This window comes from Cupriavidus sp. 21MJTG02-4, assembly GCF_057798975.1.
The window spans coordinates 104,294-118,011 of sequence record NZ_JBYOJP010000006.1; the positions used below are offsets into that span (position 1 = coordinate 104,294).

12 protein-coding genes and 1 pseudogene are annotated in these 13,718 nt (G+C 64.7%); 9 read left to right on the forward strand and 4 right to left on the reverse strand.

Going from position 1 to position 13,718, the window contains the following annotated elements:
- Positions 1-150 precede the first annotated feature (150 nt).
- Positions 151-2,430 (reverse strand): FdhF/YdeP family oxidoreductase, encoded by a 2,280-nt coding sequence (locus AC3FKH_RS14185; protein ID WP_488676439.1) that lies wholly within the window; start codon positions 2,428-2,430, stop codon positions 151-153.
- A gap of 149 nt (positions 2,431-2,579) precedes the next feature.
- Between AC3FKH_RS14185 and AC3FKH_RS14190 the strand changes: the two are divergent.
- The 5 genes and pseudogenes from AC3FKH_RS14190 to AC3FKH_RS14210 all read left to right on the forward strand — a co-directional run.
- Positions 2,580-2,726 (forward strand): annotated as a pseudogene (locus tag AC3FKH_RS14190) (S16 family serine protease); the annotation flags it as partial.
- Between the two features lie 151 nt (positions 2,727-2,877).
- The gene (locus tag AC3FKH_RS14195) at positions 2,878-3,567 is read left to right on the forward strand and encodes an ArsR/SmtB family transcription factor (protein WP_488676441.1); all 690 of its coding nucleotides are present in this window, start codon (positions 2,878-2,880) and stop codon (positions 3,565-3,567) included.
- Between the two features lie 29 nt (positions 3,568-3,596).
- A complete protein-coding gene (locus AC3FKH_RS14200) occupies positions 3,597-4,103 on the forward strand; it encodes a DUF6630 family protein (RefSeq protein WP_488676443.1) in 507 nt (168 codons plus the stop codon).
- A 316-nt stretch (positions 4,104-4,419) separates the two neighbouring features.
- Positions 4,420-4,815, forward strand: coding sequence for an EF-hand domain-containing protein (locus AC3FKH_RS14205; protein ID WP_488676445.1), 396 nt, complete (start codon positions 4,420-4,422; stop codon positions 4,813-4,815).
- A gap of 203 nt (positions 4,816-5,018) precedes the next feature.
- The gene (locus tag AC3FKH_RS14210; protein WP_488676447.1) at positions 5,019-5,957 is read left to right on the forward strand and encodes a LysR family transcriptional regulator; all 939 of its coding nucleotides are present in this window, start codon (positions 5,019-5,021) and stop codon (positions 5,955-5,957) included.
- A 23-nt stretch (positions 5,958-5,980) separates the two neighbouring features.
- On the opposite strand, the gene AC3FKH_RS14215 is transcribed toward AC3FKH_RS14210, so the two are convergent.
- Together AC3FKH_RS14215 and AC3FKH_RS14220 are read right to left on the reverse strand one after the other, a co-directional pair.
- A complete protein-coding gene (locus AC3FKH_RS14215; RefSeq protein ID WP_488676449.1) occupies positions 5,981-7,066 on the reverse strand; it encodes a Zn-dependent alcohol dehydrogenase in 1,086 nt (361 codons plus the stop codon).
- A gap of 139 nt (positions 7,067-7,205) precedes the next feature.
- Complete coding sequence (locus AC3FKH_RS14220; protein WP_488676450.1) at positions 7,206-8,873, reverse strand: phospholipase D family protein; 1,668 nt, start codon at positions 8,871-8,873, stop codon at positions 7,206-7,208.
- A gap of 290 nt (positions 8,874-9,163) precedes the next feature.
- Between AC3FKH_RS14220 and AC3FKH_RS14225 the strand changes: the two genes are divergently transcribed.
- The 3 genes from AC3FKH_RS14225 (at position 9,164) to AC3FKH_RS14235 (ending at position 12,581) form a co-directional block, all read left to right on the forward strand.
- A complete protein-coding gene (locus AC3FKH_RS14225; protein ID WP_488676453.1) occupies positions 9,164-11,329 on the forward strand; it encodes a TonB-dependent siderophore receptor in 2,166 nt (721 codons plus the stop codon).
- Between the two features lie 473 nt (positions 11,330-11,802).
- Positions 11,803-12,228: a cupin domain-containing protein gene (locus tag AC3FKH_RS14230; RefSeq protein WP_488676455.1), complete on the forward strand. Its 426-nt coding sequence runs from the start codon at positions 11,803-11,805 to the stop codon at positions 12,226-12,228.
- 11 nt (positions 12,229-12,239) lie between these two features.
- Positions 12,240-12,581 carry a hypothetical protein gene (locus AC3FKH_RS14235; RefSeq protein ID WP_488676456.1) on the forward strand — a complete coding sequence of 114 codons (342 nt, stop codon included), beginning with the start codon at positions 12,240-12,242 and terminating at the stop codon, positions 12,579-12,581.
- A 23-nt stretch (positions 12,582-12,604) separates the two neighbouring features.
- Here the strand turns inward: AC3FKH_RS14235 and AC3FKH_RS14240 are convergent, their stop codons facing one another.
- A complete protein-coding gene (locus AC3FKH_RS14240) occupies positions 12,605-12,862 on the reverse strand; it encodes a hypothetical protein (protein ID WP_488676458.1) in 258 nt (85 codons plus the stop codon).
- Between the two features lie 231 nt (positions 12,863-13,093).
- Here AC3FKH_RS14240 and trhA point away from each other — a divergent pair, with 231 nt between their 5' ends.
- Positions 13,094-13,711: a PAQR family membrane homeostasis protein TrhA gene (gene trhA / locus AC3FKH_RS14245; RefSeq protein WP_488676460.1), complete on the forward strand. Its 618-nt coding sequence runs from the start codon at positions 13,094-13,096 to the stop codon at positions 13,709-13,711.
- The last annotated feature ends 7 nt before the right edge of the window (positions 13,712-13,718 follow it).

Below are 13,718 nucleotides of genomic sequence, written 5' to 3' on the forward strand. Positions count from 1 at the left end.
CATGGCATGTCCGGCCCACCATAATAGTATTGGACCTTCTGCCATGAAGGGATCAATCGCGAATACCCTTTTCGTGCCTCGGATATCGCCCGCCGACTGGTCGGCGGGCCCGCTGCAGTCGCTTGAAAATCCTTCAACTCCCTGCCGCGATCAGGTCACCTCCGCACGCAGTACGCGCACCGGAATGGACTTGTACGACGGTGTACCACTCTCCTGGTCGATGTAATCCAGCGGAACCAGCACGTTGGCTTCCGGATAATAGGCGGCCACCGAACCCCGCACGATGTTCTCGTAGGCGATGGCGGTCAGCCCTTTCAGTTGAAGCTTCCGTCCCGTCACGATCGTATCGATGTCGACCAGATCCCCATGCTCGAGCCCGCGCGCCGACATGTCCGATTCATTCATGAACAGCACGTCGCGGCGTCCGAACACGCCGCGATAGCGATCGTCCAGCGCATAGATGGTGGTGTTGTACTGGTCATGGCTGCGGATGGTCATGAGGCGCAGCACGTCTTCGCCGCCGAGGACATCCGCGTCTTCCTTCACCCCGCCATACACCGAGAACACTGCCTTGCCCGATGGCGTCGGCCACTTCCGTTCAGTCGGCGGAAGCGGCAAGCGGAAGCCCCCCGGCACCCGGATACGGTCATTGAAGTCCTCGAATCCCGGCACCGTCTTCTCGATCAGGTCGCGAATCCTGTCATAGTCCGCAATCAGGTCAGACCATGCCACCTTTGTGTGCGGCAAGGTTGCCTGGGCCATCCCCGCGATGATTGCCGGCTCGGAACGCAGGTGTTCTGACGCCGGCGGGAGCTTCCCGGCCGAGGCATGGACCATCGACATCGAATCCTCGACCGTCACCGATTGGGGGCCAGTGGCCTGCACGTCCAGTTCGGTGCGACCCAGGCACGGAAAGATGTAGGTTTCCTTCCCGACCAGCAGGTGCGTGCGGTTCAGCTTCGTGCCGATGTGAACACTCAGGTCGAGCTTTCCCATCGCAGGGAACGACTGCCCGGAATCCGGCAGCGCCACCGCGAAGTTTCCACCCAGGCAGATCAACGCCTTGCACTTTCCATCGATCATGGCCTGCGCCGTCTTGACGGCGTCACGCCCATGCTCCCGGGGCGGATTGAAGCCGAATACGTTTTCGATCAGCTTCAGGAAATCTTCCGACGGCTTTTCCGTGATCCCCACCGTCCGGTTACCCTGCACATTGGAGTGGCCGCGCAACGGGCAAATGCCGGCACCTGGCTTGCCAAAGTTTCCACGCAAGAACAGCAGGTCGGCAATCAGCCGGACGTTCGCTGTCCCCTTGCTATGCTGGGTAACACCCATGCCGTAAGTGACGATCGTCGCATTCGATTCCGCGTAGAGCTTTGCGACCGCCTCGAGATCCGGGCGGGTCAGTCCGCTCGCCTTTTCAATATCCTCCCACGACGTCGCGTTCAGATCGGCAGCAAAGGCATCGAAGCCCTCGGTGTACATGGCGATGAAATCGCGATCCAGGATATTGCCCTGATCCGCCTCCATGGCCAGGAGCGCCTTCATGATGCCCTTGAGCGCGGCCGCATCTCCACCGGCATCGACCTGGTAATAGGTCGATGCAATCCTGGTCGATCCGTACGTGGCCATCTCCAGCCAGTTCTGTGGATCGGCAAACCGTTCGAGCGCCCGCTCCCGGAGCGGGTTGAACACGATTATCGGAACATTGCGGCGTGAGGCTTCATGCAAGGTTCCCATCATGCGCGGATGGTTGGTCCCGGGATTATGGCCAATCGCAATGATCAGCTCGCATTGATCGAAGTCGTCCAATGACACCGTGCCCTTGCCGATACCGATCGACTGTGGCAGCCCGACGCTGGTCGGCTCGTGGCACATATTCGAACAATCCGGGAAATTATTCGTGCCATATTCCCGCGCAAACAGCTGGAACAGGTAAGCCGCCTCATTGGAAGCCCTGCCGGAGGTATAGAAATCGACCTGGTCAGGCGGCAAAGCGCGAAGGATTTCCCCGATCCGCTGGAACGCATCCTCCCACTCGACTGCGCGGAAGGTGTCGGTGGCGCGGTCATAGACCATCGGATGGGTCATGCGCCCCATGTTCTCGAGTTCGAAGTCTGACATCTGCAGCAGCGACGTCACCGTCTTGGTCGCAAAGAACTCCGGCGGAACCCGCTTGGTGGTCGCCTCCCAAGTGACAGCCTTGGCACCGTTCTCGCAGAACTGGAAGGTGGAGCGGTGCTCCTTGTCAGGCCACGCGCACCCTGGACAATCGAAGCCGTCCGGCTGATTGGTCCGCATCAGCGTGATCGGCGCCTTCACGGTCTCCATCTGCAACCGGATGGCTTGCGTCGTCGCCCGAAGCGCACCCCAACCGCCAGCCGGTCCGTCATACGGCCTGACACCTGGCACTTCGCGTCGAATAGCCATGTCCGCTCCCCAACACATCCGGCGGGTCCGGATGTGGTTACGTTTACTGATCACCCGCTGCTCATACGGGTTACACGTAACCATAGACTTCAGCTTTCGCGCAGCAAGCGGCAGTTACAAATCCCCGTCGGTGACGACCGGTGTCGTAATCCTGGACACCTGTTGGCGGCGATCTGCTCTTCATCGAAGCCAGCAGTTCGCCGGGCAGTGGCCGGCTCTTGCTCACCGGCCAGTTGGGCGAAGTGATGAAGGAGAGCGCCCAGGCCGCGGATATGCGAAGCCGGTGGCGATCAGACTGGCAACGCGAAGACCTTGTCGTACAACAGGAAACACGAGCGACCGGTCGGTAAGAACTTAATTCGCTTGTAAGAACTTAATTAGCACCGCCCATCAGCTACCGTCAGCCAGCGCCTATACTTCATCCCACCCTTCACCCCCCACCAAACCATGGAATACACCCCGGGCATCAGCCAGCTGGCCAGCCTTTTGGCCGACCCCGGCCGCGCGGCCATGCTGTGGGCGCTGATGGACGGCAGCGCGCGGCCCGCCGGCGAACTGGCGCTGATCGCGGGCCTGTCCGCGTCATCGGCAAGCGGGCACCTGGCCCGCCTTAGCGAAGGCGGACTTCTCGCCGTGGAGACGCGCGGGCGCAACCGCTACTACCGGCTGGCCGCGCCCGAGATCGGTGTCGCTATCGAGGCACTGGCTTCGGCCTCGCTGGCGAGCCGCCCGCCGCGGCTGCGCGATGTGCCGGTGTCGCGCACCGCGCCGCCCGCGCTCAGGCAGGCGCGCACCTGCTACGATCACCTCGCCGGCGAACTCGCGGTCGGGCTGTTCGAGCGCATGACGCGCGCAGGCTGGCTGGTGGTCGACGGCAATGCCGTGGACCTGAGCGGCGATGGCGCGCAGGCGATGTCGCGGCTGGGCATCGACGTGGGCGCCGCGCGCCGCAAACGGCGCCAGTTCGCCTGCACCTGCCCCGACTGGAGCGAGCGCAAGCCGCATCTTGGCGGCGCGCTGGGCGCGGCACTGCTTGGCACCCTGCTGCAGCGCGGCTGGGTCGAGGCCACGCCGACATCGCGCGCGCTGCGGGTCACGCCGCGCGGCCAGCGCGAGATCGTCGGCATCGCGGGCTGAATAGCAAGAACCAAACAAGGAAACAGAACATGGTCACACCACTGGACGACGATACACAGGACGCCATCCACCGCTTCTTCGCGCTGATCAACCTTGGCGACATCGCCCAGACCGAGGCGCAGGTGGCGCTGTTCTCCGACGCGCTGCTGGACGCCGAGGACGACGACACCGAGGGCCAGGAACTGCTGTGGGTGATCCGCGAGGTGATCGACTGGCAGTCGGGCTTCTACGTCGACTGGAAGGACTGCGAGTCCTTTATCGGCTGCATGAACCAGCTGTGCGAGCGCATGGACCTGGAGGTCGACTGGGGTACCGACGATCCCGAGGACGAGAGCTTCCTGGAAAACACCAGCGTGGCCGAACTGATGGAACTGGCCCACCAGCAACTGCGCGTGGCCGGTTATACGCTGTGGAACTGGGACACGGACGGCGACGCCTACGGCGGCTGGATCACGCGTAGCGAGGACGACGAAGACATGACGGATATCGCCGAAACGCTCGGTCTCGCCATCCGTCCCGGCGACCAGCCTTACTGAAGGGCTGGATCGGGTCAACGCTTTGATAGCGATGGTTTTTATCCTCTGATTTGTTTCCTCGGGTCACGAAGATAATCGCGCGGGAAAATGCGGGCACGGAAAGCAACGGCTTTGAATAACCGGGCCTTTTGATGCGCGAATCATTTGTCCATCGTTTAAGAGCGACCTAGACTGAACGGCGGGTCGCTCCTTCGGGGGTAGGGAGTCGAAGGCAGGTACAGCCCATGGAAGCGACTACTGTGAAGTCCGCTCATGCACTGCCCATTACCAGCGCCCCCGGGGCGCAAATCAGATGAAAATGAAAAAGGAGAAGAATATGATCCGGTTCAACGTCCTTGCCAGTGCCCTGGTCATCGCCGCGGGCCTGGCCAGCGCGAGCGTCGGTGCACAACAGCCCACGCCACCGCAGGCACCGGCGGCCGCTCCGGCGTCGCCACCGACCGCGGACGTCAACGAAGTCCCCCAACCGCCTGCGGGAATGACGCCGGGCGACCGGAAGAAGTGGTTCTCCGAGCGTTTCAAGCAAGCCGACACCAACCACGACGGCAAGCTGACCCGCGACGAAGCCCAGGCCGGCATGCCTGAGGTCTACAAGCGCTTTGACAAGATCGACACCCGCAAGCGCGGTTACGTGACGGAGCGGCAGGTCGGCGCGGCCTGGTCGAAGATGATCAAGGACGATATGCAGAAGAAGAACCCGATCGTCAACTAGCCATCGGTGATCCGTACTGTCGGGAATCGCGCCGCATGGCGATTTCCGACATGCAAGGATGAAGCTTTCATGCTCGCATCGTGCGCAGTTTCCGCGCTGCGCCATTGTCCACACTGTGGGACAATCGGGCCCAAACGCCCCCGCCACCTCAGCCAGAGGATGACCGCAATCTTCAGGGGCGCCGCTGACGCCGGAGCCCCCGCATGAAGACAATCGAATGGAAGGACTGGGAGATTTTCTGCCGCGTGGTGGAAGGCGGCGGCTTCACGCAGGGTGCCGAACTGGCCGAGGTGCCCAAGTCATCGGCCAGTGCCGCGGTGGCGCGGCTGGAGAGCCAGCTTGGCGTACGCCTGTTCGAGCGCACCACGCGGCGCGTGCGCGTGACCGAACGCGGCCAGCGGCTCTATGACCGCGTGGCGCCGCTGTTCGCCGAGCTGCATGAGATCAGCGCGGAAGCGGCGTCCGTCAGCAGCGAAGTCAGTGGCGTGCTGCGCATCTCCACGCCGTACGAAGTCGGGTCGCAACACCTGTCCGAGGGGCTGAGCCGCCTGATGCGGCTGCATCCGCGCCTGCGCATCCATGTGGATGTGAGCTGGGACCAGCCCGACCTGATCCGCCACGGCTACGACCTGGCCTTCGTCATGACCAACACGCGGCTGCAAGACACCTCGTTCGCCAGCAAGCGCGTCGTGCTGATCGAGCGCGGCTTCTATGCCGCCCCTTCCCTGATCCGCGACCGCGGCCTGCCGCGCACGCCGCAGGACCTGGCCGGCTGGCCCACGCTCGGCAACGCCGACGACCATACCTGGGAATTCCTGCGCGACGATATCGAAACCGCGCGCCTGGATGTCGAGCCGCGAATCTGCACGCATAACGCCGAACTGCGCCTGAAGGCCGCCATCGATGGCCTGGGCGTCGCGCGGCTGTCGCCGCGCTTCGTGCAGGAGCAGATCCGGCAGGGGCAGCTGGTGCGCGTGCTGCCCGCCTATACGTCGTCACCGCTGAAAGTCTACGTGCTGATGCCCGCGCGCAAGCTGATGCCGGCCAGCGTGCGCGTGTTCCTGGATGTGCTGGAACAGACGCTGGGCGTGCCCGAGACGCGGCGGCCGGCAGCCAGGAAACGGGAGACGGTACAGGCCTGACACCGGCCTGCCCCCAATCTTGCTCAATCCCCGAACACCACCACCGAGCGCGCCAGTTCGCCCCGGCGCAGTTCATCGAACGCGCCGTTGATCTCTGCCAGCGGCAGGCGCCGCGAAATCAGCTCGTCGAGCTTCAGGCGCCCCGCCATGTAGAAATCGACCATGCGCGGCATGTCCACCGGAAAGCGGTTGGACCCCATCAGCGAGCCCTGGATCTTCTTCTCGGAGAGGAAGTCGCTGCCCTTGAGCTCGATCTTCACGCCTGGCGCGATCATGCCGATCACCGTGGCGGTGCCGCCGCGGCGCAGCATCGCGAAGGCCTGCTCGGCGGTCTGCTTGAGGCCGATGGCCTCGAACGCATGATGCACGCCGCCGCCGGTCAGCGCGCGTACGGCGTCCACCGTATCGTCGCCGGCCTCCACGACGTCGGTGGCTCCGAACTGCCGCGCCAGCGCCAGCTTGCCCGGCACGCGGTCGATGGCGATGATGCGCCCCGCCCCGGCAATGGCCGCGCCGTTGATGGTGGCCAGCCCGATGCCCCCGCAGCCGATCACCGCCACGGTTTCGCCCGGCTGCACGCGCGCGGTATGCACCACCGCGCCAAAGCCGGTGGTGACGGCGCAGCCGATCAGCGCGGCGCGGTCCAGCGGCATGTCGCGGCGGATCGCCACCAGCGTGTGCTCATGCACGAGCATCTGCTCGGCAAAGGCGGAAAGATTGAGGAACTGGTTCATCAAGCCGCCGTGGGGGGCCGTCAGGCGCGGGGCCTCGTTCTCGCCGCGGCGCGTATCGGGCTCGGTGCACAGCGACAGGTGGCCGGTCAGGCAGTGTTCGCAATGGCCGCAATAGGCCGACAGGCAGCTGATCACGTGGTCGCCGGGGCGAACCGTCCGCACCAGCTCGCCGACCTGCTCCACGACGCCGGCGGCCTCGTGGCCGAGCACGGCGGGCATGGGATAGGGGTAGGAACCGTCGACGAAGTGCAGGTCGGAATGGCACACGCCAACGGCTGCGGTGCGCACCAGCACCTCATGCGGGCCGGGCTTGCCAATGGCAACGTCTTCGATCACCAGGGGGGACTTCGGTTGATGCAGGACAGCGGCTTTCATGGATCTCCTTGCGTGCGGGCCGCGCGCGAAGCTGCCGGAAAGCAGTACGGACGGCCGTCAGTGGGTTCCGGGGCGCAGCGGCCGACATTACCGCCGATCGGAGATTCATGTAAGACGCTGTGCAGCACCCGCCTCCCGCTCAGAGCTCTTCCTTGATCGGGAGCACGCGCAGGACGCCAATCCCGAAATGTTGGAGCGGACCCATGCCCGGTTCGCTGTCGTAGGTCTTCAACTGGCCCTGCTCGCGCGTGACCCAGACCAGGTGGCGTGAACTGCCGTCCGGGTTCTGGCGCAGTTCTAGCCGATAGGCGATATCGAGCAGGCCATCGTTCATGCCCTTCAGGATGCGTTCGGCCAGCGCCGCGCTGTCAAGCACCACGCCCATTTCGGTATTGAGCTTGGCCGAGCGGGGATCCATGTTGAGCGAGCCGATGAACATCAGGTGCCGGTCGACGATGTAGTTCTTGGCATGCAGGCTGGCGCGGCTCGAAGCCAGCCATGTGCGCGAACGCGAGCCGGAGCCGGCGCCCTTGCCGCGCTGCGCGAGTTCGGCATTGGCGCTCGGCTTGAGTTCGTACAGTTCGATGCCGGCCGCCACCAGCGCCTCGCGATGCGGTGCGTAGCCCGCATGCACGGCGCTCACATCGTTGGCCGCGAAGGAGTTGGTCAGGATGCGCACGTGGATGCCCCGCTTCGCCATGGCACTGAGCCACGCCTCGCCGTCATCGTCCGGCACGAAATACGGCGACACCAGCACCACCTCGTTCTTCGCGGCGCTGATCAGGCGTTCGAGGCGAATCGTGGCATAGCCCTCGCCCTCGGTCTGCGCGCTGATCTTGTCCGCTTTGTCGGATATGACGGTGGCCTTGCCGGTATAGGCCGGCATGTGGCCGCTTTCGATACCCTTCGCCAGGCCCGAGTCGAGCAGCTCCTGCACATAGGCACTGGCCTTGGCCTGGTCGCCCCGCGCCTCGAGCCGCTTGCGCAGGGCGCGCATTTCCTCCGGCGCGTCTTTGCCTTCCGGGACCAGCGCCGCCACGGGATACGACGACCGGTCATTCCAGTACTGGTCGAACACCGCCGACACTTGCGGCACCGCCGGCCCCGCGACGAGCACATCGAGGTCGCTGAAATCCATGTCGGCGCGCGCGGAGAAATAGGCGTCCCCGATGTTGCGGCCGCCCACCACCGACATCTGGTTGTCCACCGTCATCGACTTGTTGTGCATGCGGCGGTCCAGCCGGCTGAAGCTCCACAACATCTCCAGCCAGCGCGCGCTGCGATTGGCGAACGGGTTGAACAGCCTGACCTCAATATTGGGATGCGAGTCGACCGCGGCCAGAACCTTGTCCAGGCCGGCGGTATGCAGGTCGTCCAGCAGCAGGCGCACGTGAACGCCACGGTCGGCGGCGTCGATGATGTCGCCGAGCATGGCGGCACCGGTGCCGGTGGGCTCGAAGATATAGGTCTGCACGTCCAGGCTGCGCTGCGCCGCGCGCGCCATGGCCAGACGCGCGGCAAGCGCGTCGGGGCCCGTCGACAGCGGGTAGAACAGGGAATCGCCAGGATGCTGCGCCAGGCGCGGCGCCAGCGCCTTGCCCAGCGGCGTGTCCGCGGTCGCGGTCGCGGCCGGGGCGGTCGAAGGCGTGCGCTCCGCCGAGGCCGGCAAGCTGGCACAGCCGGCCAGCACACCCGCGCACGCGACGGCCGTGGCAAAGGTGGCCAGGCGCCGCCAGCAGGCTTGCCAGGCGCCTGCCGGTCCCGTCAAGGGTGGCGACAGGCTCGACGCATCGCAGTTCAGGCGCATTCGGTTATCTCCGCGGCACGGCACAGGCGCCGGCTCGCCGCAATGGCGTTCGGGTCCGATATCTCTCAAGATACACCGCCGCACGCAGGCAGAGGTAGCCATCAGGCCACATTGCGGCGCAGCATCCCCCGGCGTCGCACGCCCTTCGTTCACTGCGGGCCGCCCCAAACACACTTGGTGGTTTCATCAACGTTTTGCCCTCCCGCTTGACGCGAGCCCCTGCAACTGGGCATCATTCGCATCTTCGCAAATGCGAATCACTCGCATTTGTATCTACATTTACAATCCGAATGCTCCGTCAGTCCAGCCGTGCCGCCAAACGCCCGACGTCCTTGCCCCGTCGCCACCAGCTTGCCGCCCTGGCCCAGCTTGCCGTCCTGACCGGCTTCCCGGTCGCCACTGCGCTGGCACAGGAGGCAGCGCCGGCCAATGCCCAGTCGCTGCCGACCGTGACGGTCAGCGCCGCCGCGGTCGACGATGCCGGCTTGCAGCTTGAGCGGAAAACGAGCACGGGCGCGCTGGGCTCGCGCCCTCAGCTCGATACCCCGTACTCCACCGCCATCGTCACCGGCGAGGACCTGGCCGACCGCCAGGTCAGCAAGCTCGGTGATGTCTTCGCGATGGACGCGTCTGTCACCGACAACAGCAACGGCTACAACAGCTGGTCAAGCTACGTGTCGGTGCGCGGCCTGCAGATCGACTGGCAGAACGGCTACAAGATCAACGGGCTGCCGTTCATCGCCTATGGCATCACGCTGCCGTACGAGCACATGGAACAGGTGGAACTGCTCAAGGGCTTGCCGGGCTTCATGTACGGCTTTGCCACGCCGGGCGGCATCGTCAACTACGTCACCAAGAAACCGACCGAGACCTTCACCGCCGCGTTCGAGCTCGGCTATCGCGCCGCCAATGTCTGGAGCGAGCACGTGGACGTCGGCGGCCGCGCGGGCCCGGACAATAGGTTCGGCTACCGGCTCAACTACACGCACGAAGAAGGCGCGCCCTACAACGCGCGCGACATCCACCGCGACACCGTCTCGCTGAACCTGGATGCGCGTCTGACCAAAGGCCTGACCTGGACCTTCGACTCGATCTACCAGGACCGCCGCTCGACCGGCCAGATGCCTTCGTTCAGCTTGTGGTCCTACGGCGACACCGCGCTGCCCGCCAACGTGTCCGGGCGCATCGGCAATTTCGCCGGCACCGACCAGCACCTGAACACCAACCTTCAGCTCTACACGACGGGGCTGCGCTACCAGATCAATCCGGACTGGGCGGTCAGCACCAACTACAGCTTCAACAAGGTCAACCGCAACCGCAACGAGAGCACCTACAACCTGCTGAACCAGGCCGGCGACTACACCGACCAGCGCTACGACACCGCGCAGAATCAGCAGGTGGGCCAGTGGCAGGCGATGCTCGAAGGCAAGTTCCGCACCGGCCAGTTCGGCCACCAGGTCGTCGCGGGACTGTCGTGGCAGAAGCAGATCGACCGCTATGACAACAACGGCTTCGGCGGCCAGATCGGCACGGGCAATATCTACGCGCCCAACACCAACACCTACTTCAGTTCCACCGCATTCAACAAGGTGCGCAACAGCGACATCACGCAGAAGTCGGTCTTTGCCAGCGACACCGTGCAGCTCACCGAGCGCTGGTCGGTGCTGGCAGGCCTGCGCGTAACCAACTTCGAGCAGAACGGGTATGTACCGGTGGCGTCCAGCTACACGAAGAACGGCGTGATCACGCCGACGCTGGCGCTGATGTTCAAGCCGGTGGCGGCCGCCACGGTCTACGCCAGCTACGTCGAAGCCCTGGAGCCTGGCTCGATCGTGCCGGATGGCTTTACCAACGCGCGCCAGCTGCTCAGCCCGATCCGCAGCAAGCAGTATGAGCTTGGCGTCAAGGCCGACCAGGATAGGTGGAGCGCCACCGCCGCGCTGTTCCGCATCGAACGCGGCGCGGAGTACGACAGCGTCAGCGGCGGCGTGCCGACGCGCCAGCAGGACGGCACCTCGATCTACCAGGGCCTGGAACTGGCCGGCGTGTACCGCCTGGGCTCGCAGTGGGAATTCGGCGGCAGCGCGATGTTCCTCGACACCTACTATGACAAGGGCAACCCGAACGTCGACAACCGCGTGGCCGGAGCGCCCAATATGGTGCTGGCCGGCCGCGTGAGCTACCGCGTGCCGTTCGTGCCGGGGCTGCGTCTTGGTGTCGATGGCAAGTACACCGGCAATATCAAGGCCAACGCGACCAATACGCTGCAGGCGGGCGGCTATACGGTGTTCAATCTCGGGGCGACCTACAGCACGCGCGTGGCTGGCAAGGACGTGACGCTGCGTGCGGCGCTGAACAACGTGACCAACAGGCAGTACTGGGGGTTCCAGTATGAGAACTACCTGCAGCCGGCGGATCCGCGCAGTGTCAGCCTGACGGCGCGTGTGGCGTTTTGAGTGTTGTGAAGGATGGGGGCGGGGGGTGCGTGGCGTGTCGCGGTTTCGCCCGGGTTAAAGAGATTCCTTCGGCGAATTGTGGCGAGGTCGTTCTTGGCAAGCGCGGCTGTTTCGCAGGCGTAGCCTGCGAGTCACTTTTTGTCCGAGCGACAAAAAGTAACCAAAAAGCGCGTTTACTTGCCCTAACGGGCGAATATTGATCGTAGTGTGCGACGAATTTCGTACGGGTACTCGCTTCAGAGAATGCCCGGCTGCCTGCCGCGTGGTGCGCGTCCGTCTGCAGGCTCTCCAGCAATGATTGAACGAGCCCCGAACCTGTCCGTGGCCCGGCAGTGGCCGCGCTATCGCATCATCGCCTTCGGCTGCTGCGCGGCTCAGTAGTTAGAACGGCAAAACATTGCGCCCGTATCACGCTCGCGAACTAGACTGGTTAGCGTAGCGACGGGGGCTGTCGCCCCCTGCCGGAGACGCCCATGTCTGACCCCGCAAACCGCGCAATCCCCGCTTCCCACCATTCCACGCTCGCGTTCGGCCGCCTGTACGCCGATGCATCCGGCGAATCGCATTTCGGCGCGTTGTCGATGGAAATGTCCGAGCGCAATTTCGCGCCGCCTGCCCCATCGTTCTGGGTTTCACCGATGCCGCCTGCCGTCCGCCAGGGTTTCCTGGTGGTGCCTGCCGGCTGGGCAGGAGACCTGCATACGACGCCGTTGCGAATGTGGATGTTCATGCTGGACGGCGAGATGGAGTTCGAAGCCTCCGACGGCGAACGCCGTTCGCTGGTCCCCGGCAGCGCGCTGCTGCTGGAGGATACGACTGGCAAGGGCCATCGCAGCCGCGTGCTGGGCGGCCTGGTTGCAACGGTGGCCGTGGTCGAACTGCCCTCGACGCAACCATAAGGCCGCCAGACATGGCCCCGCCGGATATCCCGCCGGATATCCCGCCGCAGATGGTGCCCGCAGGCTATCGCCAGGGCATCATCACGGCCATCACCGTGCTGCTGGGCTTTTCGCTCGCCTTCTGGCGCTTCTGGGGCTTCGAGAGTCCGGGGCACTGGAACGCGCGCGCGCTGTTTGCCGCGCTTTCACTGGTCGGGGCGGTCGTCTTGCAGATCGTGGCACTGTTCCGCGCCTTGCGCATCGAGGACGATGCCGTCAGCGAGTATCGGCAGACCGTGCGCTGGTTCATCGCGTCGGCGGTGGCGCTGCTGGTCGGGCTTGCCATTGCCATGCTGGACGCCGCGCTCGGTTAGCCGGCGGACCGAACGCGCCGCCGTCACGGATTTCGCGAGGCTGAAGCCGGCCACGCAGTAGCGGCGCCCACATGGGGGTACGTCCGGCGCTGCCGGTATCTGCCCGGCGCCAACAGCAATGCGGCGCACGATTCAATCGCCGCACAAGCAAGGAAGCAGAGCAAGGCCACGGCGACGAACACTTCGGCGGCATAGCTCATATTGCGCCCGTTGACCTGTGCCGCCAGCGTCGACAGCTCGGTGAAGCCGACGATATAGGCCAGCGACGTATCCTTGGTCATAGACACCCACGTGTTGGCCAGCGAAGGCAGCATCGCGCCATGAATGGCGGGGTTTCTCGGAGCAAATCTGATGAATATGTCGCAACGCCGTCGCGGCGCGGCAACGAAGCCATGACTCGCGTCAGGGCCTTGCGGGGGTCGGCCACCGCACCCGTGCGAAAATACGGCTTCGCGCATCCGCAGTTGCAACCGCGAATTGCGCACCGACTGAGTTTTCCCGGAGGACGGCGCATGTATCGCGGCGAACGATTCAACGGTTACAGCCACCTTGCCGGCGCCATCCTGGCAGCCGCCGGCATGGCGGTGCTGGTGACATCCTCGGCCCTCTACCACGACGCGTGGAAGGTGGTCAGTTCCGTGGTCTACGGCACCACGCTGGTTTTGCTCTACTCCATCTCCACGCTGTACCACAGCCTGCGCGGCCCGGCCAAGGACGTATTCCAGCGGCTCGACCATTGCGCGATCTATTTGCTGATTGCAGGCAGCTATACGCCCTTTGCGCTGGTCACGCTGCGCGGGCCGTGGGGATGGGCACTGTTCGGCATCAACTGGGGACTCGCGGTGATCGGCATCGTGCAGGAACTCTGGATCGGCCGGCGCACGCGCGTGTTTTCGTTGTCGATCTACGTGGTGATGGGATGGCTGGTGCTGATCGCGTTCCAGCCGCTCGCGGCCGCGTTGCCGGCAGCGGGCTTGTGGTGGCTGGTGGCGGGCGGCGCGCTCTATACGGCCGGCATCGGGTTCTTTCTGTTCGACGAGAAGGTCCGGCACTTCCACGGCATCTGGCACCTGTTCGTGCTGGCGGGCAGTACATGCCAGTTTGTCAGCATCCTCTGGTACGTGGGCTGACGCGGCC